Source organism: Vibrio sp. Vb1554, assembly GCF_033344235.1.
In genome coordinates this window covers 155,250-180,453 of the sequence record NZ_JAWPOJ010000003.1, presented here as the reverse complement: position 1 = coordinate 180,453, position 25,204 = coordinate 155,250, and the positions used below count along the sequence as shown (strand labels likewise).

The window sequence follows — 25,204 nt, the reverse complement described above, 5'->3', positions numbered from 1 at the left end:
GGAATCTTAACTCACCCTGTGCGCCGGTGAGTTAAGATTCCCTTTTTGTATTTCATATAAAGAGGCGAGGTTTACAGAAGTTCTCTATTGGTCAGTGACCAAAGGTACACGCGCTTGAGTAAACTGATTTTGACCCTCTTACGAATACCTCGTTTGGAATGGCGTAGTCGGTTTGGTAGCACAATGGCTTTCATCTCGGTTTTCATTTCTTTTCCATCCACCAACACAGTAGACCTCCGATGCAGTAAGCCAGCAGATCTTTCCAATCAAATGTGGCGCCCAAAATTACAGCCAGAGGCGATGAAGATTCGATACCAAGCCAAGCTGCGACCTGAAGCAATTGCCCCAACTCGACGGCAAACGCAATCAACACCACCAGTGAAACCATCCAGTTAACGGGCATGGAGAACAAGCTTGCAAGAAAGTAGTAGAGCCAAACCACAACCAGAACATCACCAAATGTCGGACGAATAAAGCTGTCTCGAACATAGAGCGCAATAACGACCAATGCGATAAAACACACCAAGCTTTTCAGTCCATTTTTTGCAGATAATCGCAGGTGGATAGCACACGTTTCTTCCACCATATCGCTTGGCTGCTCAGTGAGAATTGCTCGTTTAAACATCTTCATGATTCGCCTTTGCACTTTCTTCCGCTTTCTTATTTCGTGCGTACCAGTCGATGTTTCGTGTAATGACCATAGTGAAGCTCAAAATCGCGAAACACAGTAATGTCCCCATGACCAATGCGTAGCTTTCTGCTTGTAGCAAGCCAAACAGTAATCCGTAGAGAGTGAGCAAACACGCTCCAAATATCGCGCCGTGTTTGGTGTTGCTCAACATACCGCTCACGTACACACTTAAAAGCCAGGTCGATGCAACTGCCGACACCACATATGCCCAGTTAAAGCCGAGGTGTTCACTCATCGAAATCAGCAACAGATAGAAAAGTGCTAAAGCCAGACCAATAAAGCCGTATTGCACTGGGTGAACCGGACGCGCTTGGAACAGCTCCAGTAAGAAAAAACTCGCAAACACTAATGTGATAACCAACAGTGAATAGTTCACAGCTCGGTGAGACTTCAAATAGTGATCAACAGGGTCAATCAAATCTACGCCCATTTGTCGCTGTTCAAGCTCGTGACAAGCGTGATTCGATGACAAACAGCTTTGGAACAGCTGCGCGATATTGGTTGAGAAGTTGTTGCTCGCCCATTGCGCGTTAAATCCATCTTCAGATACCTCTGACGACACCGGTAAGTAATCACCAATAAAGCTTGGATGTGCCCAAGTTGAAGAGAGTTCAACCGTTGTTTGACTGCCGATTGGTGTGACTTGAAGCTGACCCATCCCTTGCAGCAAGAAGTTAAGATCGAATGCCAAAGGTTGTTCTGCGTTTACGTCTGCAAGTGTCAGATCACTGTGGAAGCCTTGTGGCAACTGATTTAACCCCGTTCCCGGTGCGACTTCGATGTCAGCACTCGCCATGGTCATGTCATCCAAACGAATCAATCCACGGCTGTCTTCAATGCCAACCACTAGGCTCATGTTTTCAATATCAAGCCCCTGCAACGCCGCGAGATCGTCTGCATCAAAAGCGCCTTTCAGTGCCACTTGTGCTTTGTATAAACGCGCGCGGTAAATGCCTCGGTACTTTTCAAAACTGTCCAGATTCGCGCTCATATCAAAAGTGCTAGGTAAAAGAAATTTACGACGCTCTTTAATCTGTACTTTGTCATCTCGGTAACTGGTTTCGGTGTAGTTAACCATGATGAATGGACCAATGATGCGCTGTTCGCCGCTGCTGCTGCGTGCGATGTCGTTTCTGACTTCATCTTGGCGATATGAGCGTTCTGAGATCAGTCCTGTGACCATTGAAAGCGGGATTTGCAGTAAGACAAACAAAAACAGCACGAAGGCGAACTTCGTGCCGAGTTGGTTATTGAGGATCTTTTTCATGTTTCATTCTCCATTTGCTGATGGAAGTAATCTAAATCAGCAATTTGGAGAACGAATGGAGCTAATGTGGAGTTTCTATGGAGTTGGTAAAATCAGGGTCACTTTCACGCCAGCATCGACGTTTTCGACTTGCAACTGACCTTTGTGCAGCTTGATCACTTGCTCAACAAAATTCAGCCCGAGCCCAGTGCTCTTAACACCATTTTCCCGAGCGAGGGAGTAGAAGCGCTCGGTTAAACGAGGCAATGCATAGTCGGGAATGTGAGGACCTGAATTGAAAATCGACAGGCACACCTTTTCTTTCGTGACCTCAGTTTTCCATTCAATGCATCCCTCTGAATGAACAAAATCCAGCGCATTGTCCATCAGGTTAAAAACGGCTTGTTTCAGTAAGAAGGCATCACCAAGTACGGAGAGATGGTCATCAATTTGGATTTTGGCAGTGACCGACTTAGCACTCAAACGCGCATCCGCCGACTCAACCACTTCATTGACCATTTGTTCTAGCGAGATAGCTTCGACTTGTTCTAACTCGGGGCGCTTTTCAAGACGAGCCAGTTCGAGCAACTTATCAATCAATGACTGCATGCGGTCGCTTTCTCGCTCAATGTTGCCAGCAAAGCGCGTGACCTTTTCTTCAGGCAACGGCATTTGCAATATTTCACTCGCGCCTTTAATCGCTGATAACGGGCTTTTCAGCTCATGAGTCAGCGTCTGTACGTACTCTTCCACATACTGCTTACCATCGAGCTGATTGCGCATTTTCTCTAATGCATCACTTAGCGTGCCGTACTCATAAAAGATACGAAATGTCGGCTTAGAGACCTTTTTGCCCTCACCCATTTTGGTCGCGTAGTCTTCTAGCTTGTTCAATGCCGAGTGAATTCGCCAAGCAAACAATGCCCCTGCCAATAGCACTAAACCACTCATCCATACCATCCAAAACAGCACATTGCGTTTAGAAAGATCGATGAAGGGTTGTACTGAGCGATTGGATTTTGCCACCGTCACGCTGCCAATGATTTCGCCTTTGTGGTAGATGGGCGCAGCAACGTGCATGACGGTTGAAAGCGGATCTTTCGGGTCTTCGATGGTACTGCGCGCGCCGTATTGACCACGCAACGTGAGATAAACATCGTTCCATTGCGAGTAGTCTTTGCCTACGTCTTGCTGCCAAGAATCCGCAATCACAATCCCTTGTTTATCGGTGATGTAAATTCGATGGTTAATCGCTTTTTTACCGATTTCCCAAATGCGCGCTTGAGGTTCTCGCTGCCCATAAGCCGTTAATAGTTTGGAGAAGCGACTCTCAGACAACTTTCCGTTTGCAACGTCTTCTTCCGCCAATACCGCAAGCAAGTTCGCCATATCCACCAGCGTCTCTTCGGTGGTTTGACGCACGGTTGGCTTAAGTTCTTGGACAACCGTTTTGCTCACCATGTAAGCCGTCATTCCGACTAAGATGAAGTAGAGAAAAAACAGTCTGAGTCCAAGAGGGATCTTCGGCCAGCGGTTCATCATTCACCTTTAATGCAGTAAAAGTAACCAAAGCCACGCTTGGTACAGATGCGTTCAGACATCTCAAACGGCTTCAACTTATGGCGAATGGCTTTGATGTGGGTATCGATATTGCGCTCGTATGCAGCCTCTGGCGCCATGTCTGCCGCGACCATGAGCTGCTCTCGGCTCAATACATTGGAAGAGACGGAAATCAGTTTATCGAGAATCTTAAATTCGACCGCCGTTAACCCAAGCATTTGCCCGCCAACACCATAATCGAAGTTTTGCGCAACCAAACCTTGGTTCAATTGAGGCTGTTCTGGAACAGCTACAGGCTCTGGTTTGTGCTCTATCATTGGCGCTTTAGCTTTGATTCGAAGTTTAATGCGCGCCAGCATTTCGCGCGGGCTAAATGGCTTAGTCACGTAATCATCCGCGCCAATCTCCAAGCCCACGACGCGGTCAATTTCATCGCTTCTTGCTGTGAGAAAGATAATGGGAATATCAGAAAACTCACGGATGGTTTTGCATAATTCAAAACCATTGCCATCCGGTAAGCCTACGTCTAAGACAAGTAACGCTGCGGAGTTGTGCTGCAAAAAAGCTAAGCCCTCTCCTGCTGTTGCAAACCACTCTGCGTGGTAGCCATCCATCTCTAATACATGAATCAGGTTCTCTGCGATAGCAGATTCATCCTCGATAATAAGGACGGTGGGTTGTTCGCTCAATGTCTTAGCCTCATTGACGGTGTTTATCTTTATGTTGGTATTATCACTTAATTTGGGGCCAAGGCTAGTGGATTGATGCAGCAAAGGCGCAGTTCATGGATAATACTAATCAAACACACTTCTATTCAGCATAATAAATTTATCACTTAGATTAATGAGTCACCACAATTGTGAATACAATGATTTCAACCATTGATATGAACAGTGTTCATTTTAAACTCAAGTTATCAATTCGATTTTATTTAAAGGACAGTCACTGATGAAAAGAGCGCTAATCCCCCTGGCTTTACTGACTTTGCTCTCAGGTTGCGCCAGCATGTCTCCGGATGAGTGCAAAACGGCAAACTGGTACAACGTAGGTTATCAAGATGGCCGAGATGGCAACGATCCAAACATTATCAATAGCTATACCGAAGACTGTGGTGAAGCGGGTGTGACACCCGACCGAGCGAAATGGAAAGAAGGCTTTGATAAAGGCACTATCCAATATTGCTCACCAGACAATGGGTACACTGTCGGTATCGAAGGCAAAGAATATTACGGTGTATGCAGCAGCAAAGAGTTTATTGAGAACTACCAGTTAGGTCATCAAGAATATCAACGCCAGCAACGCATCCAACAAATCGATACTGAAATCTCGGTCATCGATAATCAGCTTGATGGCAATCCAGACAAAGATAATGCCAAGAGACTGAAAGAGAAGAGAAAGCGATTGGCTGACGAGCGTTCAAGCCTCTTGTCGCCAACCATCAACTTGAATCTGAATTTCTAAATCGATTGGATTTAGCTTCTAAAAATTCATGGCCCTAGCTCAGTTCTAGGGTCATGAATTGACTGTTCGGATCGAGTTCGTAATCCCCGAACGGCTCGCAGTACACAAAGCCATGCTTTTCATACAACAGGCGCGCTGGTTTAAAAAACTCCATCGAGCCCGTTTCTAAACTCAAGCGCTGCAAACCTTTTTGCTTCGCTTGCTCAATCACATGAATCAATAATTGAGATGCCACACCTTGGTTTCTTGCCGTAGGCGTGGTGCGCATGGATTTCAGCTCCGCGTGTTGGTCATCCAACTCTTTAATCGCCGCACACCCAAGCAGTTGCTCACCTTTCCATCCTGTCCAAAATGTCACTTCTGGCGCTTTGAGCTTATCTAAATCTAACGCATGCACGCTTTCTGGTGGTGACGTGGCGTACATGTCCTGTAAATGTCCTTCCAACAGCGCTATCACTTGCGGCCGTTCTAAATTGTCGATTTCAATTCTCATATATCCATCCTTGGTTTTTCATAGCTAAAGCGGCTGTCTCATAATGTGCTGCGGTCCAACTGGGCCGCCGTGGTAAAGCTCATTGGTATCTTCAAACCCTGATTTTAAATAGCACTGATAAGCAGGTATGTTGCGGCAATTCACAGTGAGATAAAGCGCATCAAACTCGGGATAATGGCGTTTGGCGAAATCGGCAAACTGTTGAATGGCTTGCTTGGCGATGCCTTTGCCTTGATGACGGAGATCCACCAGCAAAGCCCGCACGCCTAAACTGTTTTCCGGGCAAAAATCGTATTTCTCACTGTAAGCTGCGTCAAATAGAAAAAAGCCAACCACATCATCGTCTGTCAAAATCAGATGCGGAAGTTCTGTAGGTTCAAGACGCGTAAGCATTTCACCCACATCCGCGACCGTAAACTGCGATTGCTCTTCTAGCACGCTAAGTTCGCAAGTTTGTTCATGTCGCTCAGGCGAATACTTTTCAATAGTAATCATAATCTTCCTTGTTGTTTTTATGCTCAATTCATACAGGGTATGTCGTAAATAGAAATACCTAGTGTCGTATTTCCCACTCGCAGGCAAACGTTTAGCACTCTATTATCCTCGCCATTCGATAGAGAGGTTTCCATGTCCCGTTTTTTACTTTGTAGTTTTGCACTCGTTTTACTCTACCCTACTGCCATTGATTTGTATCTTGTTGGTTTGCCTCAAATTGCGTCAGATCTCAACGCCAGTGAATCTCAGTTGCATATTGCGTTTTCGATCTATTTAGCTGGCATGGCTACCACCATGTTATTCGCGGGGAAAATTGCAGACTCTGTGGGACGAAAGCCTGTTGCCGTCGTCGGCGCGATGATCTTCGTGCTCGCGTCTTTTCTCGGCGGGATGGCTGAGCAACCAAACACTTTCTTGATTGCTCGCTTTTGCCAAGGCATCGGGGCTGGATCTTGCTATGTCGTCGCATTCGCGATTTTACGCGACACGTTAGACGATGAACGCCGCGCGAAAGTATTGTCGATGCTCAATGGCATCACCTGTATCATTCCAGTGATCGCACCCGTGATTGGTCACTTGATTATGCTGAAATTTCCTTGGCCGAGTTTGTTTACCACAATGGCAGGAATGGGCATTCTCGTCAGTGTATTGGCCATTTTTGTTCTCAAGGAATCACTACCCAGCCAACAAGGTGAAGAACAGACAGCGCCAGAGAGCCATCAAGAGACTTTCTTCGAGCGATTTTTTATCAGTAGGCTGATCATTACTGCACTTGGAGTGACCACCATTCTGACCTTTGTTAACGCTTCACCAATTGTTGTGATGAGTATGCTTGGTTTTGATCGCGGTGGCTATTCTTCCATCATGGCGGGGACTGCGACGATCAGTATGTTGATTTCGTTCTCGGCGCCATTGGCATTGGGGATTTTCAAGCAGCGAACCTTAATGATGAGCTCTCAAGTATTGCTCGTTTGTTCAGCCATCGTGCTCAGTGCAGCCCATTTCCATGATGGACAACCTTTTTACTATGTGTTCGGACTTGGGCTGATTTGCGCAGGCTTCGCTTGTGGCTTTGGCGTGGCCATGAGCCAAGCGCTCAGCCCATTCTCTCAACAAGCTGGCGTGGCAAGCTCGTTACTGGGCATTGCTCAAGTTTGTAGTTCCGCGTTCTATATTTGGTTTATGGGTTTCATCGGCGTTACTGCACTGAATATGTTGGTGTTTATCTTAGTGCTAGGTAGCGTAATCAGCCTTGCTCTAATACTATTGATTCCAAAGCCTGTTCACGATACCCATTATGAAGAAATCCCTAGCGCGACTTGATTTAAACTTACTGTTCACTCTGCAATTATTGTTGCAAGAGCAAAGCGTCTCGAAAACCTCGAAAAAGCTGAACGTTACGCCCTCTACCGTAAGTAAGTCGCTCAACAAACTTCGTCATTGGTTCGATGATCCTTTGTTTGTCAAAACACCTAAAGGTCTTGCGCCAACGCCTTTGGCGCAAAGCATGGAGCAAGATCTTGCAGAATGGCTGCAAATTGGCAGCCAGATTGCAGAAAAACGCAGCGATATTACGCCTAAAGGAGTGCGTTTTGATATCACGATTGAGTCGCCATTAGTGCTCACAGTGCTGGACAGACTCATCGTCGCTATCCACCAGCGATACCCTGAAGCGAAAGTAAAAACCAGTAACTGGGATTACGATTCACTCGACGCCATCATTCGGGGCGAGGCGGATATCGGTTTTACCGGCCGAGAAAGTCACCCTAGATCGAAAGAGTCGTTGGATCTTCTGCCTTATTTCTTGGATTTTGAGATTCTATTTTATGACCTGCCGATGGTGTATTTACATAAAGATCATCCGGCATTACAGCAAGAGTGGAATCTCGAGACCTTTCTGAGCTACCAACACATCAATATTGTTTGGGAAAAAAGTGAAACTTGGGCGTTGGATGAAGTATTAACGGAACTAGGGCTACAGCGCTCTATCGGGCTGACGATGTCCTACTTTGAGCAATCTCTTTTTATGGCAGCGCAGCCGACGCATGACATGATCACCACCGCGCCGCACTATTGCAAAAGTTACACAGAAAAGCTGCATCTCGATTTGGTGTGCTTGCCAATTCCGTTAGACCAAGCTCAACAAGACAAGTTACTGATTCCATTTACCATGATTTGGCATAAACGAAATGCGTACAATCCAAAATTGCTATGGTTGAAAAACACCATTAAGTCATTGTACAAACAACCTTCCCAACCACAGTAACACTTGGGCTAAGGTCAGGTTTTCTCCGGTTATTTTTAATGACTTTCTTGCTCTGATAGCTATAACTAATCACTTTATCAACTAATAAAAATGTTCTTTTGGATCTACACTAGCTGTTCATTTACACGCTAAGGGCCAAGGATGTCGACCTTTTTACTCACTGCTATTGCAATGCTGGCGTTCGCCGCCAATTCATTATTGTGCCGACTTGCCTTGGCCGAAGGGTTAATTGATGCAGGAAGCTTCACTCTCGTTCGATTGATATCTGGCGCGATTACCTTAATCGCAATGCTTGTCGTGAGAGGTCAGTGGAAAACCGATCGGCCAACTTCTCGCTTTCGCTTTTTTGCTGGCGTGGCGTTATTTGGTTACGCTGCCCTTTTCTCTTTCGCGTACTTACAACTGGCGACAGGAACCGGTGCTTTGCTTTTGTTTGGTGCCGTGCAACTTACATTACTGGCGATCTATTGGTTGCAAGGTGAGCGTTTTCAGTTTCTCGAAATCATCGGTATCGGTCTTTCAATTGTTGGATTTGTTTGGTTGATGTTGCCATCTGCCACTCGCCCCGATATTAGCTCTGCACTTCTTATGTTGATTTCTGGCGTTTGTTGGGCTGCGTTTACTGCGCTCGGTAAACAAGCGCCTTCTCCAAGTAGTGGCATCACGTGGGGATTCATCGCTGCATCAATAATTGGCGTGCTCCTTTCGCCATTAATCTTGTCCTCAATCCAACTTTCTTTGAGCGGAATGTTGCTCGCTATCGCATCTGGTGCCATTGCCTCTGGCCTTGGTTATACACTTTGGTACCAAGTCGTGCGTAAGCTCTCTTTACTTCAAGCCGCCGTCAGCCAACTTTCCGTGCCAGCCATTGCTTTGCTACTCGGCAGCATCGTACTCCACGAGCCTCTTTCACTGCATATTCTTTTAACCAGCGGCATCATTCTTGGTGGGATCGCTTTGGTTTTTTTATCTCGATCCAAAAAAACAAACGAACAATCGGCAAGCCGATAAAAAGTAATAACTTTCCCTCTCAAATACCCATTCATCATCTATGCTTTTTAAAGCAGTAAAGCTCATTGCAGATGGTACAAGTGGTCTGCTTTGGTACCAGGCGAAGAATATAAGGTGAGAATTGGCTCACACAATGCAACGATTTTGTTTCAAAAATGAGAATCGTCACAGATCGCGAATTTGCTCGTTTTAGGCGTTTCGCCAATAACGCCAAGGGCTAGCACGAGATCAAGCCAAATACGCACTTTTTGTTTTGACAAAGGGTTTACAAAGCACACTTTTTCACCCGCTATATTCCGCCCCCCGAATTTATTCAGAACAAGATTCTGATTATTCATATAAGAAATTCATCAACTTATAACGATAAGCCTGAGCAAACTTTGACACTATGAACGACAAAATAAAATTCGCTATTAAAGTATCGCTTAGCCTGACTCTGGCTTATCTGATCCCGTTTGCCATGGGTTGGCCGCAAGCATCGACGGCCGCAACCACAGTGATGCTGATTGCATCCACAGGCAGTCGTCGTGAATCACTCGCCAAAGGTACCTTACGCGTGTTTGGTACGTTGGTTGGCGCCGTCGTTGGCTTGTTACTGGTGGGATTGTTTGCTCAAGACCGCTTGTTGTACATGCTGAGCGTGTCGGTTGTGGTCTCATTCATTTTTTACTTCCGTAATGCCTATCAAAAAGATCCTACGCTACTCATGCTGACCGGTGTGATGACGTTGATGATGTCCAATGGCGGTGACGCAGAAGGTGCGTTCCTTTATGGCGTTGACCGCGCCTATATGACGGTGTTTGGGGTGGTGGTTTACACACTCGTGGGGACTTTCTTATTCCCGACCAAAACAGAACAAAACCTAAGACAGCTCATCGAACAACTCAACCAAGCACAACGCGCGTTGTTCACCGCTATCTTGCAAAATTTCGAGCAAAAATCGGCAGGGCAAATCTCTCCTCAAGAAGGCGGAGAAGAAAATCCAGAAACGGAAGAGCCACAACCTCCTAGCGTGGACACTCTCATCGAACAGATGTTTGCCGCTCAAAATGCGCTCGAACAGCGTTTTGCCACGGTCAGTGTGGAATGCAGTGACGTGTCGGCCTACATGAAAGAGTGGCGCTTGGCAGTTCATTTGAACAAGCAGGTAACGCAACAATTGACCGTCGCGGCGCACAGCCACTTTAGCCACCAGCAAGACCGTGAAAGCATCAGCAACTTTGATCAAGCCGTGGCGGAAATTGACGCGCTATTTGATACCTGCCAACAAGTCTGGGACGAAAAAGAACCCGCTTATCGTGCTCAGGAATTCAAAGTCAAATACAACCAAGCGTTGCTAGAAAACGCAGCGCACCTAGAGAAAGGCTCTGCGCTTACGCTTGGTCACCTATTGGAACTGATGCATCAAAACTTGTCGCGTTTAGCGGAGAGCATTAGCTGTATTGACTCTGTGACGAACAATGTCTCCTTTGACGTGCCACTGCCGAAACCGAAAGGCAAGTTTCTATGGTGGGACGCAGAAAACTTTAAAACTGCGGTCAAAACCTTTGTTACCTATTGGATTGCAGGACTGATTTGGATTTATTTCAATCCACCAGGCGGCTACTCGTTCGTGGTCTTCTCGACCATGTTTATGTCTTTGCTGTCGTTCGTGCCTGTGCACCCGATATTGTTACTTGTGCTGTTCACTTTCGGCTTCTTGTTCGCGGTGCCTTCTTACGTCTTCATTCTTCCGCAATTGGATCTCGGGTTAGAACTTGGCCTGTTCATCTTTATCTACACCTTTATCGGCTTTTATCTGTTTAACGGGCCAGTGACGATTTTCTATATGATTGGCTTGTTTGTTCTTGGTTTAGACAACAACATGTTTTATCACTTCGGGATCCTCATGACGATCATGCTGTTGTTCTACATGGTGGTGTTCATGATTATTTTCGCGCACTACTTCCCGTTTAGCTCACGACCAGAACACCTCTTTTTGACCATAAAAGAACGCTACTTCCGACATACCCGAGAGCTGTTCACTACCTATCAACAGCAGTCCAGCTCGGTTATTACGCCGCTCAAACGGGCCTTGCACTTGGTGACGCTCAATGTCTCATCGAAAAAGCTCAAAGTCTGGGGTTCGAAAATCAACCACAAACACTTTGATAAAACCACGCCAGAAGCGATTGGCGCGTTTAGCAAAGCGTGTGATGTACTCAGTAATCACATCAACATCTTAATGGCCGCCGAGAAAAAGTTGATGACCAATCCACTAATTACTCAGCTTCGCCAACAGCACCGCGATTCCATCATTCCTTTGATGGCGGGCGCTTTAGCCAGCCATCAAGCAACACAAGAACTCGACTCCGTATTCGACCAATACAGTCAAGATTACCAAACATTCGAAGATAAACTGGAAGATTTTTTTAGTGAGTTGGATTTATCTGACTACGCTTATTCAGAGATAGCCGGTTTTTATATCTTGCTGAATTTAAAACGGAACGTGTTCGAAGCAATCAAGCATTGCAAGCAAACCTACGAGGATATCGATTGGGTGAACTTACAACAGAAGCGTTTTTAAAGGTGGGGATATGATGCTTCCAAAACTAACCAAACCAAGCCTCGCCATACTTTCTTTGCTCGGACTCAGTGCGTGTACCACGGTAGGACCAGATTATGTTCATCCAAAGCAGGCGCCACTGCCAAGTGACTGGTCGGTGCAAAAAGCAGCCAAAGATACGCAGCAATCAGAGCAACAGCTACAACAATGGTGGCAGCAATTTAATGACTCGACTCTTAATCAGCTGGTTGAGTTGGCGAGCAAACAAAACCTCGATTTAGAAGCCGCAGGGCTACGAATTGTCCAAGCACGTTCATTGCTTGGTATTTCGACGGGCTTGCAATACCCACAAGTTCAAACCGTGTCAGGGAACCTAGCGCGTGCCTACGTAAATGATCAGGGCGTGAATAACGCCACTTTGTCGTTTGATGCTGCTTGGGAAATGGATGTTTGGGGCAAGTATGCTCGCGGTATTGAGTCGGCAGAAGCGGGTTACTACGCATCCATCGCATCGTATCACGACATCATGGTCACCATAACCGCCGAAGTGGCGCGCAATTACATCAACTATCGCACATTCCAAGAACGTATTTTGCTGTCTCGCCGCAATATCGAGATTCAAGAGCGTGTCGTACGTATTACTCAGGTGCAGTTCGACTCTGGCAACGTTACAGAATTGGACGTTCAACAAGCTAAAAACCAACTCTACACCACCAAAGCAGCGTTACCGAGCCTCGAAGTGGCAATGAAGCAATCACGTACTGTGTTGGCTTTGCTACTGGGTCTGTTACCAGAAGAAGTAGATCGACTGCTACAGTCGGATGGGATGCACAAGCAAATCGCTGAGTACGAAGCCCAGTTCAAATCGACGGGCAGAAAATCGGCGCTATCGGGCACCGACGAGCGTTCCATTGTGCCACGTCCACCGCTTTTGGATACGCAAGTGGATGCTAACTTAGTGATGCGACGTCCGGATTTGCAAGTCTCTGAGATGCAAGCTCGCGCGCAAAGTGCGCAGATTGGCGTGGCAGAAACCGCTCTGTACCCAAGCTTTTCGTTGTTCGGTTCCATCGGTATCGACAGTACGGTTCCCGATGGTAGCAGTTTCAGTTTTAGCGATTCGCTCACCATGGTGGTTGGCCCAACGTTCAGTTGGAATATTTTCCAATACGGACGCGTGAAAAATAATATTCGTTTCGAAGATGCTCGCTTCCAAGAAACGCTGACGAACTACAACAAAAAGGTACTGCAAGCCGTTAATGAAGTCACCAATGCAATCGAAGCGTATGACCTGTATTTGCAGCAAAAAGATTTACGCTTGCAATCGGTCAACTCTTCCATTCGTGCGTTCAACATATCCATGACACAGTACGAAAACGGACAAATTTCATTCGAACGTCTGCTTAACTCGGTAGAAAAAATGACCCGTGCGGAAGACAGCTACGCAACGATCAAAGGGAACGTGGCGAACCAAGTTGTTGCGCTCTACAAAGCCCTCGGGGGAGGCTGGCAAACCCAAACAGGCAAACCTTTCATCAGTGAATCGATTGCCACGCAGATGACAGAGCGCACTGACTGGGGAAGTTATTTAAATGAAGAAAACCGCGTATTGCCGCCTTTGCGCCTCGAAACTCCGGCTGAGACCAGTGATGAAAACAAAACGGAGGATCTCTAATGCCTCATGAACTTTCTTGGGGAGACGTTTACTTTTCTCCCACGTTACTGGTGCTCTTTCTCGCCGTCACGGCCACGTGGATAACGGTGATGATATTGAACAAGACACGTTTGTCTCGCTTCATCGCTTTTCCGTCTCTGACGTTTATTGCCATCATGGTCGGTTATGTGGTGGCCATCGACAGCTTTTATATTCAATTTTAGGTGCCAAACAAGATGAAAAAACTATTCGTAATCGCACTCAATCTTGTCATTCTTGGTGGCGCAGCTTGGCTCGGCTATCAAAAGTTTGAGGAATACTTTAATAACCCATGGACACGAGATGGGCAAGTGCGTGCTAACGTCATCAAAGTGGCTCCTCGCGTATCAGGCCCAATTGTAAATGTCGCGGTGCAAGACAACCAAGAAGTAAAAACGGGGGATTTACTGTTTGAAATCGACCCTGCGACTTACCAGGTTGCGTTATCTCAAGCCGAAGTAGCACTGGAGCGCTCCATTGTTAGCTCTCGCGGTAAAAAAATCGAATATGACCGCTTAAAAGACATTCGTGCCAAAGACCGTGGCGCAGTTTCTCATAAGGATCTGATTCGTCGTGAAATCGCTTACGAAGAATCGCTACTGCAAATCAAATCTGCAGAAGAACAACTAAAATCAGCACGCCTTAACCTCAGCTTTACCAAAGTTTATGCGACCGTCGATGGTTTTGTATCTAACCTCGATATTAGAAACGGTACGCAAGCGGTCGCAAACCAACCACTGCTCGCACTGATCGACAAAAACAGCTTTTGGGTATTTGGTTTCTTCCGTGAAAACCAACTTGCGCAAATCGAACCTGGCAGCCAAGCGCGTGTCACTTTGATGTCTCACCCAGACACGCCAATTGACGCGACGGTTGACTCGATTGGTTGGGGTATTGCGCCCAAAGACGGCACGGTCGGCTACAACCTTCTTCCAAACGTAAACCCTGTTTTTCAGTGGATTCGCCTAGCACAACGTATTCCGGTGCGAATCTCCCTACAAGAACTTCCTGAAGATATTGATCTTCGATTCGGGCTTTCTGCGTCCATCATGGTGATGAAAGAGTCATCCGCAGAAAGTGAACAATAACTAAGTGAGAAGAGCCATGGTCATTGGTAAAAACCTCAAAAATATTAATGAAGAAAACAACTTCTTCTATCTAACCTTAGCACTAGTGATTTTGTTGCTAGGGAGTGCGATGGCACAAGTCGTAGGTGAAGGGACGATTGAACACATACTTCAGGCTTTCACGGTTCTGACGTTTATCGTCTGTTTTGCGAGCCTTCGCTTTGACAAAACCTGGTCTCGTTTCCTCTACAGCCTGTTTGGTGTTTGGGTTCTTGTGATTGTGATCAAGACCGTTTTCGACATCAGAGAGATGAATGTGGTGATGCTTGCCCTCACCTTTGCGTTCTTTTTCGGCACTTTTAAATCCATCGCAAGACAGATTCTTTTCACCGGCCATGTCAACAGCAACAAAGTCATTGGCTCGGTAGCGCTTTTCTTGCTGCTTGGTCTGATGTGGGCGATTGCCTACCTCATTCTGCTTGAGTTTTCGCCTGAAGCCTTTACCGGTATGGAAGCAATTTCGTGGGGGCAGAACTTCTCCAATGCAGCGTATTTCAGTTTCGTTACCTTAACCACGCTCGGTTATGGCGACATTAGTCCTCTAACACCATTGGCTCAAGTCGTGGTGTATTTAGAGGCCATCACAGGTGTTTTTTATATGGCGATTGTTGTTTCAAGTCTCGTCAGTTCTAACATTGATCATCAGGTAAACAAAAATGGATAAACAATCGGTAAAAATCGACAGTAAGCTTTTCATCAGTAATATGGTGGAATCGGCAATACGCATTGGCTTGATCTTTGTCTTGCTGATGTTTACGTACGACATCATCAAACCCTTCATCCTTCCGGTTATTTGGGGCGCTATTATAGCCGTCGCTTTAATGCCGCTTACCCAAAAATTGCAGCGTGTATATGGTGGTCGCAGAGGCCTGGCAGCCACAACCATTGCTTTACTTGGTATTGCCCTCCTTGTCACGCCACTTGTTATGGTATCAGGCTCCATTGTGGATGGTGCAACGCACGCGCTTGAAGTACTACAAAATGGACAAGTGAAAATACCAGGGCCAAAAGCTTCCGTAGCGGATTGGCCTATCGTGGGTGATAAGCTCTACGAAGTGTGGACCCTATTCGCTACTAATCTTGAGCAAGCGATTCAAACCTTTATGCCACAAATAAAGGCAGGACTCACATCTTTACTGGGTACACTGGGGGGCGTATTGGGAAGTTTACTGCTTTCAATCTTGTCACTTGCGATTGCAGCAGGTTTCATGACGTACTCTGAATCTGCGGCATCAGGCTTAAGAACCATCGCGATTCGAACCGCAGGTGAAAACGCAAAAAGCTGGACCACGCTTATCGCAGCGACAATTAAAAGCGTACTGCTTGGCGTAGTCGGTGTAGCGGCGATTCAAGCACTGTTGATCGGTGCTGGTTTCTTCGTATTTGGCGTTCCGGCAGCAGGTTTACTCACACTGCTTCTAATGATCTTATGTATCGCTCAGCTCCCGGCGTTGCTCGCTGTGCTACCTGTGATTGGCTTCATGTACATGACCCAAGACACCTCAACAGCAACCATGTTTACTGTTTGGGTCGTAGTTGCGGCTCTTTCTGAAAACCTGTTCAAACCAATGTTGATGGGACGTGGTGTCGACGTGCCAATGCCTGTGATTCTGCTCGGTGCCATCGGTGGTATGCTTTTCTACGGCATCGTTGGTCTGTTCTTAGGTGCCGTTATCCTAGCAATTTGGTATGAGTTATTTGTTTGGTGGTTGAGCATTGAGAAAGCACAACAGCAAGAAGAAATGGCAGAACAACAAGACGCTTCTGATGACCAATCAGAACCTGGACATGGTGCAGGCATATAATAAATCAATAAGTTAGAAATAAATTTAATCTATAACTTATAGAATCAAACCGCTGAATTTCAGCGGTTTGATTCTATTTGGATCACAGTTTCGTCGTAATAAATGCGATAAAAATGACGTTCTTGTTAAATTTTCATACTTATTACACTTGGGAGTTGCAATCGGGCAATGAACGATGCACTCTCGATGACCACTAATTTGCTTAGGATAAAAACAATGAAATTGATCAAGCCTTTAACTTGTGCGCTTGCTCTCGCAATGAGTGGCATGGCATTCGCAGATGTAACCGTGAGTGTTCCTGACAACGTTTCAGTATTAGCGGCTAACGGTGAAAAAGCAGATCTTTCGGGTGGTTTTTTCGCCTCTGAGAGAACACTGACGTTACCTGATGGCCTTAACCAAGTCGTATTTCGTTTCGCCCCTTACTTCAACCAAGGTAATGACCGTTTAAGTGTTGAAAGCGATGTTATCGTTACACGATTTGACGCGACCAATGCCGAACTCACTCTACAAATGCCAGAATACCGCAACCTACGTGATGCGGAAGAGAAGATCAAAGACTTAGATTGGAAACTGGTTGATGATTCTGGCAACGCAATCGCGGTTGACCAGGACAAGCTGCTCAAACCGGGTATGCAAATCGGTCGTGATTACGTACGTGAAATCGAAGATTACAACCAGGCTGGCGGTGCAGCAGCCGTGGCTTTTGCTGGCGCAGCGACCATGCAGCCAGTCACGCTTCCTGCAAAGGTTCCTGCGGATATGAAGCAAGTGAGAGCAACTGCGGTTAAAGCGGATTCGACAGCTGAAGAGATGCTGCACTTCTGGTACCAAAAAGCAGATGCAGAAACCAAAGCTCGCTTTAAGAAATATGTTAATCAACAGTAAATCTGGTTAACTTTATCGATATTAAAAAAGCCACTTCACGTGGCTTTTTTGATCAAAAATTAGGAAACTTGGACAACTTTAGTATTGGCGATCAAGTCATGCAACAAACGTCGCTCCGGATGAAAGAACAACAATGCCAAATTTACCAACGGGATCCCCGGAATGAGCATCTCCAGCAAGTAGCTAATAACAAGCCTTAACCCTGCTGTAACTTTCGTTGCCTTACTATCATTTTTCATTACAACTTTAATACCAATCATGCGCATACCAATGGTTTGCCCATGACTCAATGCATTCCAGTTGATCATTAAAACCGTTGGTAAAGAAAGCAAGTAAAACGCCTGAGTTTCACGAACAAGCGTGAGGTTATCCGCTAAAGAGAGCTGAAAGTCGTTAAGAAAAGAGTTAATACTCAATGCGATGATTAACACGACCACCATCGCAAAGAGCAGGTCGATAAAACCAGCAATGATTCTCTGTTGCTTGCTCGCGATAAAAGCATACATGGACTTCAGTCACCTCAATGTAATTGGTTAAGCGAGAATGACTGGGTGTACAGACGCGCAATGGTGAGCGCAGTTTAGGTATTGCCAACATAATATTCAACTAAGAACATACTAAATCGCGGTCGTATCTCAAAAGTAATCATTACATCTTGAGCATAACCGTATCAATTTAACAAAACGCTACCAGTAACGTTCGTAAATGATATTTCCCCCTGTTTGATGGCGATACTTTTCCAAGCCTAGCTCTTGTAAGACGGGCACGGTATCTTTGATCATTTGTGGATTCCCACACATCATGACAAAGCTACGCTGAGCTGAGAATGGCGCATCAGCGGCGTTGGACAGTAAACCCGATTCGATGAGTTCAGGAATTCGGCCTTGTAATTTACCATCAACCACTTCCCTGCTGACTATCGGTATATACTTTAATCTGCCTTCATATCGTTGCTGAAGCTGTTCAATTAGGTATTTATAAACCAGATCTTTTTCGAAACGAACGGCATGAACCAGCACAATGCGCTCATTGTGAGGCGGTAGGTTTATATCATCCAGCAGCGATAAAAACGGTCCAATCCCCGTACCTGTAGATAGCAGCCACAGGTCATGAGCCTGTTTAGGAATAGAATCATGGGTTAAATCGCCATGTGCAGTGGCACCGACATAAATACTATCACCAGATTTAAGCTTTTGGAGCCGTGGAGAAAGTTGTCCTTGAGGGTCGGCTACTATTAGAAATTCCAACCAATCGAATTGCTCGCTTGGCGCATTAACCACGGAGTAAGCACGGCTGATCGGCTTACCTTCATCATCAAGCAAAGCAAGCTTGGTGAATTGGCCAGCTTTAAAGGAAAGAGGCGCGCCAGATATTCTCAAACTGAACAGCTCACCTGTCCAATCAATGCGTTTCTCAACTCTTGCGAGGTTGAAACCTTTGAGTTCAATCATGAGACACCTCCTATCTGGTTACTCTTAGTTAAACTTACGCCTTCAACTCGATTATGTAAAGTTTCTAGTTTACATAATCAAACCACCATTTCATTTCACATTTTAAAAACAATTTTATTACATATTAAATGATTACATCTAGAATAAATGCTCAAAGTGATAAGTCGCGTCGCAATTTGTGGCAAAGCAGATGAAAAAGGAGCAATAAAAATGGACACACTGTTAAAGGACTTTCCCGTTATCACAGAGATAAAAGTCGCATGGGGTGAAATGGATGCTCTGCAACATGTTAATAACGTGGTCTATTTTCGCTACTTCGAGACGGCGCGTTTAGATTACTTCAACAAAATTAACCTGCTGGTCGACCTGCAGACCTCGCAAATTGGGCCAGTACTGAGCGAGACTCAATGCCTCTACAAATTGCCTGTTACTTACCCAGACACGCTATTAGTCGGTTCTCGCGTAATCGACATGCAAGAAGATCGCATCACAATGGAGTACCAAGTGCTGAGTAAGAAGTGGGGTAAAATTGCGACCATCGCGACCGCCACTGGTGTGATGTTTGATTTTAAGAACAACGTTAAAGCTGCGATTCCAGACTACGTTCGCCAGTCGATTTTAGATTTGGAAGGAACTGTGGGTAGCACGCATCATTTAGAGTAGCAAGAAATGAGAGATTAAAGGCGAGGTTCCCGACAGCGCTCCTTCATCGCTATCGGGAATGATGCTGAGATACCATTCCAACTTACGCAATAAGAAAACTAGAGTCATTCTAATGAGCCTAAGTGAATCATTCGAAACCTCGCTAAACGTAACAGCAGCGCGACTCTCACAGCCTACGCGATAAGAAAGCTACGTCATTCTAGCGAGCCATAGCGAGACTAAGAATCTACTTACCGCTTGCTGCAGACCATAAAGCCATGAATAAACTAAATACAATCTGAGAGTAGATTCTGAATCACGCTCGTTCCTCGCGGTTTAGAATGACGGTTCGAGTTTGGCTCTGACCTCTACAAAACCATCTAAAAAAGCGATTTTCCAGATAAGCCTAAGTGACCATCCGGAAAATCGCTTTAGACGTATCAGTAGAGCGACTCTTCCAGCCTACGCGATAAGAAAAGCTGCGTCATTCTAACGAGCCAAAGCGAGACTAAGAATCTACTTGCCGCTTGCTGCAGACCATAAAGCCATGAATAAACTCAATACAATCTGAGGGTAGATTTTGAATCACGCTTGTTCCTCGCGGTTCAGAATAACAGTTCGAGATTGGCTCTGATCTCTACAAAACCATCCCAAAAAGCGATTCCAGAAGAACCTAAGTGAGTCACTCGGAATCTCGCTTTAGACGTATCAGTAGAGCGACTCTTCCAGCCTACGCGATAAGAAAAGCACGTCATTCTAGCGAGCCAAAGTGAGACTAAGAATCTACCTACCGCTTGCTGCAGACCATAAAGCCATGAATAAACTCAATACAATCTGAGAGTAGATTCTGAATCACGCTCGTTCCTCGCGGTTCAGAATGACGGTTCGAGTTTGGCTCTGATCTCTACAAAACCATCTAAAAAGCGATTCCAGAAGAACCTATGTGACCATCCGGAATTTCGCTTTAGACGTAACAGTAGAGCGACTCTTTCAGCCTACGCGATAAGAAAAGCTACGTCATTCTAACGAGCCAAAGCGAGACTAAGAATCTACTTACCGCTTGCTGCAGACCATAGAACCATGAATAAACTCAATACAATCTGAGGGTAAATTCTGAATCACGCTCGTTCCTCTCGGTTCAGAATAACAGTTCGAGTTTGGCTCTGAGCTCTACAAAACCATCTAAAAAAGCGATTCCAGACAAGCCTAAGTGACCATCCGAAATCTCGCTTGAGACGCATCAGCAGCGCGACTCTTCCAGCCTACGCGATAAGAAAAGCTGCGTCATTCTAGCGAGCCATAGCGAGACTAAGAATCTACCTTACCGCTTGCTGCAGGCCATAGAGCTATGAATAAACTCAATACAATCTGAGGGTAGATTCTGAATCACGCTCGTTCCTCGCGGTTCAGAATGACAGTTCGAGTTTGGCTATGACCTCTACAAAACCATCTAAAAAAGCGATTCCAGATAAACCTATGTGACCATCCGGAATCTCGCTTTAGACGCATCAGTAGAGCGACTCTTCTAGCCTACGCGATAAGAAAAGCTGCGTCATTCTAGCGAGCCAAAGTGAGACTAAGAATCTACTTGCCGCTTGCTACAGACCATAGAGCCATGAATAAACTCAATACAATCTGAGGGTAAATTCTGAATCACGCTCGTTCCTCTCGGTTCAGAATAACAGTTCGAGTTTGGCTATGACCTCTACAAAACCATCTAAAAAAGCGATTCCAGATAAGCCTAAGTGACCATCCGGAAAATCACTTTGGACGTATCAGTGGAGCGACTCTTCCAACCTACGCGATAAGAAAAGCTGCGTCATTCTAGCGAGCCAAAGCGAGACTAAGAATCTACTTACCGCTGCTGCAGACCATAGAGCGGTTAGCAGAATGTCTCAATATACAGCGCTTCGACTTTGTCCCGCGCCCATTGCGTTTTGCGCAGGAACTTCAGCGACGATTTGATTGAAGGATCTTTCTTGAAACAGTTCACACGAACGCGCTCATACATGCCATTCCAACCAAAGTGTTCAACTAGTCGGGTGACGATTTTCTCTAAACTCAACCCGTGAAGTGGGTTATTCGGCTGCTGTTGGCTCATGCTATTGATCCGGTAAAATGAAGTTGCGCGCTAATCTAACTCAAACTCGCCGTGCAACCTAATGTTTTAACCTTGAATTGGCCTACGACTCTCCCCTATAGTAGCCCAAACTTCTTAAAAGCCCTTTTCATTATGAAAGCCCTCAACGACCTCAATATTTTTGTCGAAACCGCGCGCCAAGGCAGCTTTTCAAAAGCCGCTAACAGTATGGACATGACACCTGCCGCCATTAGCGCATCGATTAAGCGTCTTGAAGGGCAAATCGGTTTCCCGTTGTTTGTGCGTTCCACCCGAAGCCTGCGTTTAACCTCAGAGGGCGAACTGTTTTTAGACAAAACCACGCAAGCGTTGGCAACATTGCAAGAGGGGTTGGATCAGATCTCAAGTGCGCGCGGGGAGTTGTCTGGTCAGCTGCACATTACTGCACCCTCCGATTTTGGTCGCAATATGTTGCTCGATTGGGTGGATGAGTTCATCGATCTCTACCCAAATGTTTCCATCAAACTAGAGCTGTCCGATAGCTTGACGGATATGTACACAAAGCCTGTCGATATTGCGATTCGCTACGGCGAACCGGCCGACTCCAATCTGGTCGTATTGGCATTGTGTGGGTCAAACGAACGGATATTATGTGCATCGCCAGAGTACGTAGCTACACATCCAGAACTCGCCTCTCCTGCCGATTTAACGCAACACAACTGCTTGTGCTACATGGTCGCGGATTCGGTCTACAACAAATGGACGCTCACTCGTGGCAGCGAGAAAGAACAAATCGTGGTCAGCGGTAACTTGTTGAGCAACGATAGTGACTTGCCACACCGGTTAGCGATCAAAGGCAAAGGCATTGCGAATAAATCATTGATGGACATTAGCCGAGACTTAATCGAGGGAAGATTGGTGCGAGTGTTACCAGAATGGGATTGCGGCCCAGTGCCGCTCTACATGGTATGTGCCGATCGTCGATTATTGACGCCAACGATTCGGACTTTCCGCGACTTTATCCAACAAAAATGCTGCCAGCAACGCGCCAACGTGCTGGCAACCTTCTGTCATTAGGCGATAAATCGAAGAGGACGAATCTGGGTATATTCAACCCAATCATTCTCTTCCAATGTTTCAAGAAACGTCGCCATATGCGGGCTTTGCAAATGCTTATCCAAGGCCTCTTGCGACGCCCAGATTTCTTGGAACATAAATAGGCCATCAACTTTTTCGTCGAGATACAACTCGTATTGGCAACAGCCTTCTTCTTTACGAGTTGGCTCTAGTAAACCAGCAAGCAAATTCACCACCTGATCCTTACTATCTGGATAGGCTTTCACTTCTGCGACTAAGTGGATCATCGTTTTATCACTCTTTTGCGATTTATATATTGATTACGGGGTTCTACGTCACCTGTAAGTAAGCTCGAATTAGATCTCGGTGAATACGGTTTCTGCGTCCCAGCGAGACTTTGGCGTTTTCGCGTTGAAGTCATCTTCCGCGTGGTAGCCAAGCGGCACGATCACAACACTGGTATAACCTTTTTCACGCAAGCCAAATTCTTCATCCAGCACTTTTGGATCAAACCCTTCAATTGGTACTGCATCAATTTCTAGCGTCGAAGCACCCAACAGCAACGTACCCACGTTGAGGTAAACTTGTTTCTCCATCCAATGGTTTGCATCTTTCAGATCAAAACGGTGCATGTTCACAAAGTAGCTACGACCACCGCGCACAGCCGCTTTCGCTTCTTCAGTTGGGAATCGACCATCTTTTTCTTCTTGCACCATTAGCGCTTCAATGTAGTCGTTATCGATGCCTGTTTTTGCACAAAACACCAATACGTGAGATGCGTTGAGAATCTTCGCCGCGTTAAACGCGTAATTCTCTTGCGCCGCTTTAGCGATGCGCTGTTTGCCTTCTTCTGTGCTTGCCAGAATGAAATGCCAAGGCTGGGAGTTCACACTCGATGGACTAAAACGAATCAGCTCTTTAACTGCATCGATTTTTTCTTGAGATAGCTTGCGCGTTGGGTCAAACACTTTCGTTGAGTAACGAGATTTTGCAGCTTGTACGATATCCATGAGGCTCTCCAATTAATGAGTTTAAGCGGAGTAACAGCATAACCTCATGAGATAAAGGGAAAAACCGATTTCGATTAAAAACATTTTCAAAATAAATTTGAAAATAAAACGATAAGAAAGGCTTTGAGCGTTCTCACTGGACTTCTTCATCTTTTCGGCAATAATGCATGTTTGCTCGCAACCAAACTCAACTCATGCTGCCTCAAGATAACGTTATTACATCCTTTCTGTGCAAAAAGCTCGGTCACAATCACCTTCGAATTGCCGGCGAATATTGGCACATTGAGAAGTTGGTGGCCTTGCAATGCATGATGTTGAAAGAAGCGCCTAACCTCCAAGAAGGGCTGCTTTGGTGGAGTAAAAGTGTCTCATTATTCGACCGCCGTTTGTACGTCACATTGCAGCATGGTGATGCCCAAATCCATCTGCAAGTCGAATGTAGAACGGGCGATATGCCAAATTGGGCGGAGTCGGTGTTTGGCTTGCTCAAAATGCAGTTGGAAATGCTTGAGTTAAGCGAATCAATACAGGTACAAGTTCACGCCAACAATCCACTCGCGGCCAATATTTTTCTAGTGGAAACGCGAGATTCTAAAACGAGTTCAAGCGTGTTTGAACTGGTGAAACATGTTTATTTGCTGCTTTCTCACCAACCAATTGAACAGCCAGAATTGCTGAGTGTTTTGAACGCCTTGTTCATCAAAAACAGTAATTACGCGCTCAAGTTAGAGCAAGCGGCAAGGCAACTGGGCGTCTCCAAACGCACCTTGCAACGTCGACTGCAAGAAAAGCAAATGAGCTACTCTCAATGCGTTGATTTCGCTAAAAGAAAGCAAGCACTCACTTTGCTTGCCGACACCCAACTCACAACGCAGCAAATCGCATATCAACTCGGTTATGAAGAACCATCGAACTTTCACCGCACTTTTCGCCGTTGGTATCCGTTTTCACCCATGCAGTATCGCCAACAATGTTTGGATAACCGAACTCAGCTAAATCAGCAACCGATCCGCTTGTACTACGCCAAAGCGAATACTTTAGCCGATCACGACATTGACCAACCCGTCGGTAGAATCTGGATGGAAGTAGATAATATTGCGTTTGAAAAAGTGGTCTCAGTTGAGTGTCGAGACCGTGATGGTGCATGGCGGCGCTATCCCGCCTTCTTCGAGCGCTTTTTAAGTCATGGCATCGAACTCTGGGCAACGACCGAACTTCCGGTAGCGCACCCCCTTACCTTTCGCCTTTGTTATGAAGTCGATGGGGAACGTTACATTGAGAATAACCACCAGCGTGATTACGTGGTTTCTAAGGGGCTTTTAATTGGCGCAACGGAATACATTGTCCCGACTCGGCAGCTTATTAATATTGGGGCGCAATACACGCTCTTTGTCGAACTGGCATGCCGACTTGAAAACGTTGCGAGGATTGACTGTTACGTCGATGATGCCCCTACACCTCACGTAATGCGCTTGACCCAACACTCGCTACATTATGCTTGTTGGGTGCTGCAATTATCGCTCACTCAAACTGCAAAGCAGTGCCGTTTCCGCCTTTATGATGAATCCGACAACGAGCTCGCGAAAGAGCATTACCCGATACAATATCCTATTGTGCAACCTCTCAATTAAAACTGTCGGTCAGATCAAAATCGTCTCTTCGT

26 protein-coding genes are annotated in these 25,204 nt (G+C 45.9%); 14 read left to right on the top strand and 12 right to left on the bottom strand.

The window, feature by feature from the left end; translation table 11 throughout:
• Positions 1–71 precede the first annotated feature (71 nt).
• The 5 genes from R8N28_RS04325 to R8N28_RS04305 all read right to left on the bottom strand — a co-directional run bounded on the left by R8N28_RS04325 (position 72) and on the right by R8N28_RS04305 (position 4,186).
• Complete coding sequence (locus tag R8N28_RS04325) at positions 72–206, bottom strand: hypothetical protein (RefSeq protein WP_257739471.1); 135 nt, start codon at positions 204–206, stop codon at positions 72–74.
• Positions 203–631, bottom strand: a complete 429-nt coding sequence (locus R8N28_RS04320; RefSeq protein ID WP_065275495.1) for a DUF2809 domain-containing protein — start codon at positions 629–631, stop codon at positions 203–205. The genes R8N28_RS04325 and R8N28_RS04320 overlap by 4 nt, the downstream gene beginning before the upstream one ends.
• Complete coding sequence (creD, locus tag R8N28_RS04315) at positions 618–1,958, bottom strand: cell envelope integrity protein CreD (protein WP_065275496.1); 1,341 nt, start codon at positions 1,956–1,958, stop codon at positions 618–620. Before creD ends, R8N28_RS04320 begins: the two co-directional genes overlap by 14 nt.
• Positions 1,959–2,033: 75 nt before the next feature.
• Positions 2,034–3,476 (bottom strand): two-component system sensor histidine kinase CreC, encoded by a 1,443-nt coding sequence (gene creC, locus R8N28_RS04310; protein WP_025768606.1) that lies wholly within the window; start codon positions 3,474–3,476, stop codon positions 2,034–2,036.
• Positions 3,476–4,186 carry a response regulator gene (locus R8N28_RS04305; protein ID WP_025768607.1) on the bottom strand — a complete coding sequence of 237 codons (711 nt, stop codon included), beginning with the start codon at positions 4,184–4,186 and terminating at the stop codon, positions 3,476–3,478. Before R8N28_RS04305 ends, creC begins: the two co-directional genes overlap by 1 nt.
• 259 nt (positions 4,187–4,445) lie before the next feature.
• Between R8N28_RS04305 and R8N28_RS04300 the strand changes: the two genes are divergently transcribed.
• A complete protein-coding gene (locus R8N28_RS04300; protein ID WP_005374970.1) occupies positions 4,446–4,958 on the top strand; it encodes a DUF2799 domain-containing protein in 513 nt (170 codons plus the stop codon).
• A 34-nt stretch (positions 4,959–4,992) separates the two neighbouring features.
• On the opposite strand, the gene R8N28_RS04295 is transcribed toward R8N28_RS04300, so the two are convergent.
• On the bottom strand, positions 4,993–5,451 hold the full coding sequence (locus R8N28_RS04295; RefSeq protein ID WP_005386911.1) for a GNAT family N-acetyltransferase: 459 nt from the start codon (positions 5,449–5,451) through the stop codon (positions 4,993–4,995).
• Positions 5,452–5,475: 24 nt separating this feature from the next.
• The gene (locus R8N28_RS04290; protein ID WP_065275497.1) at positions 5,476–5,946 is read right to left on the bottom strand and encodes a GNAT family N-acetyltransferase; all 471 of its coding nucleotides are present in this window, start codon (positions 5,944–5,946) and stop codon (positions 5,476–5,478) included.
• Positions 5,947–6,078: 132 nt separating this feature from the next.
• On the opposite strand from R8N28_RS04290, the gene R8N28_RS04285 reads away from it, so the two are divergent.
• The 10 genes from R8N28_RS04285 to R8N28_RS04240 all read left to right on the top strand — a co-directional run bounded on the left by R8N28_RS04285 (position 6,079) and on the right by R8N28_RS04240 (position 17,281).
• Positions 6,079–7,269: an MFS transporter gene (locus R8N28_RS04285; RefSeq protein WP_054574896.1), complete on the top strand. Its 1,191-nt coding sequence runs from the start codon at positions 6,079–6,081 to the stop codon at positions 7,267–7,269.
• A complete protein-coding gene (gene yidZ / locus R8N28_RS04280) occupies positions 7,244–8,212 on the top strand; it encodes an HTH-type transcriptional regulator YidZ (protein WP_065275498.1) in 969 nt (322 codons plus the stop codon). Before R8N28_RS04285 ends, yidZ begins: the two co-directional genes overlap by 26 nt.
• Positions 8,213–8,353: 141 nt before the next feature.
• Positions 8,354–9,223 carry a DMT family transporter gene (locus R8N28_RS04275; RefSeq protein WP_065275499.1) on the top strand — a complete coding sequence of 290 codons (870 nt, stop codon included), beginning with the start codon at positions 8,354–8,356 and terminating at the stop codon, positions 9,221–9,223.
• A 388-nt stretch (positions 9,224–9,611) separates the two neighbouring features.
• Complete coding sequence (locus R8N28_RS04270) at positions 9,612–11,789, top strand: FUSC family protein (RefSeq protein ID WP_065275500.1); 2,178 nt, start codon at positions 9,612–9,614, stop codon at positions 11,787–11,789.
• Between the two features lie 10 nt (positions 11,790–11,799).
• Positions 11,800–13,443, top strand: coding sequence for a TolC family protein (locus R8N28_RS04265; RefSeq protein WP_054574892.1), 1,644 nt, complete (start codon positions 11,800–11,802; stop codon positions 13,441–13,443).
• A complete protein-coding gene (locus R8N28_RS04260; RefSeq protein ID WP_005374946.1) occupies positions 13,443–13,646 on the top strand; it encodes a DUF1656 domain-containing protein in 204 nt (67 codons plus the stop codon). The genes R8N28_RS04265 and R8N28_RS04260 overlap by 1 nt, the downstream gene beginning before the upstream one ends.
• Positions 13,647–13,658: 12 nt before the next feature.
• On the top strand, positions 13,659–14,549 hold the full coding sequence (locus R8N28_RS04255; RefSeq protein ID WP_065275501.1) for an HlyD family secretion protein: 891 nt from the start codon (positions 13,659–13,661) through the stop codon (positions 14,547–14,549).
• A gap of 16 nt (positions 14,550–14,565) precedes the next feature.
• Complete coding sequence (locus R8N28_RS04250; RefSeq protein WP_017634413.1) at positions 14,566–15,252, top strand: potassium channel family protein; 687 nt, start codon at positions 14,566–14,568, stop codon at positions 15,250–15,252.
• Complete coding sequence (locus R8N28_RS04245; protein ID WP_017634412.1) at positions 15,245–16,393, top strand: AI-2E family transporter; 1,149 nt, start codon at positions 15,245–15,247, stop codon at positions 16,391–16,393. The genes R8N28_RS04250 and R8N28_RS04245 overlap by 8 nt, the downstream gene beginning before the upstream one ends.
• A 216-nt stretch (positions 16,394–16,609) precedes the next feature.
• Entirely contained in the window at positions 16,610–17,281 is a 672-nt protein-coding gene (locus R8N28_RS04240) for a DUF2057 domain-containing protein (protein WP_017634411.1), read from the top strand.
• 59 nt (positions 17,282–17,340) lie between these two features.
• Here R8N28_RS04240 and R8N28_RS04235 read toward each other — a convergent pair whose 3' ends face one another.
• Entirely contained in the window at positions 17,341–17,787 is a 447-nt protein-coding gene (locus R8N28_RS04235) for an RDD family protein (RefSeq protein WP_017634410.1), read from the bottom strand.
• 180 nt (positions 17,788–17,967) lie between these two features.
• Entirely contained in the window at positions 17,968–18,732 is a 765-nt protein-coding gene (locus tag R8N28_RS04230; RefSeq protein WP_062730902.1) for a ferredoxin--NADP reductase, read from the bottom strand.
• Positions 18,733–18,942: 210 nt separating this feature from the next.
• Here R8N28_RS04230 and R8N28_RS04225 point away from each other — a divergent pair, with 210 nt between their 5' ends.
• Entirely contained in the window at positions 18,943–19,395 is a 453-nt protein-coding gene (locus R8N28_RS04225) for an acyl-CoA thioesterase (RefSeq protein WP_065275502.1), read from the top strand.
• Positions 19,396–21,256: 1,861 nt separating this feature from the next.
• Here R8N28_RS04225 and R8N28_RS04220 read toward each other — a convergent pair.
• Entirely contained in the window at positions 21,257–21,475 is a 219-nt protein-coding gene (locus tag R8N28_RS04220) for a VF530 family DNA-binding protein (RefSeq protein ID WP_005374929.1), read from the bottom strand.
• A 132-nt stretch (positions 21,476–21,607) separates the two neighbouring features.
• On the opposite strand from R8N28_RS04220, the gene R8N28_RS04215 reads away from it, so the two are divergent.
• The gene (locus tag R8N28_RS04215; RefSeq protein ID WP_005374928.1) at positions 21,608–22,531 is read left to right on the top strand and encodes a LysR family transcriptional regulator; all 924 of its coding nucleotides are present in this window, start codon (positions 21,608–21,610) and stop codon (positions 22,529–22,531) included.
• On the opposite strand, the gene R8N28_RS04210 is transcribed toward R8N28_RS04215, so the two are convergent.
• Together R8N28_RS04210 and R8N28_RS04205 are read right to left on the bottom strand one after the other, a co-directional pair.
• Positions 22,528–22,818: a putative quinol monooxygenase gene (locus R8N28_RS04210; RefSeq protein ID WP_005374925.1), complete on the bottom strand. Its 291-nt coding sequence runs from the start codon at positions 22,816–22,818 to the stop codon at positions 22,528–22,530. The genes R8N28_RS04215 and R8N28_RS04210 overlap by 4 nt on opposite strands.
• Positions 22,819–22,887: 69 nt before the next feature.
• Complete coding sequence (locus tag R8N28_RS04205) at positions 22,888–23,541, bottom strand: oxygen-insensitive NAD(P)H-dependent nitroreductase NfsB (protein ID WP_005384588.1); 654 nt, start codon at positions 23,539–23,541, stop codon at positions 22,888–22,890.
• Positions 23,542–23,708: 167 nt separating this feature from the next.
• Between R8N28_RS04205 and R8N28_RS04200 the strand changes: the two genes are divergently transcribed.
• Positions 23,709–25,172 carry a helix-turn-helix transcriptional regulator gene (locus R8N28_RS04200; protein WP_170960398.1) on the top strand — a complete coding sequence of 488 codons (1,464 nt, stop codon included), beginning with the start codon at positions 23,709–23,711 and terminating at the stop codon, positions 25,170–25,172.
• Positions 25,173–25,204: the final 32 nt, after the last annotated feature.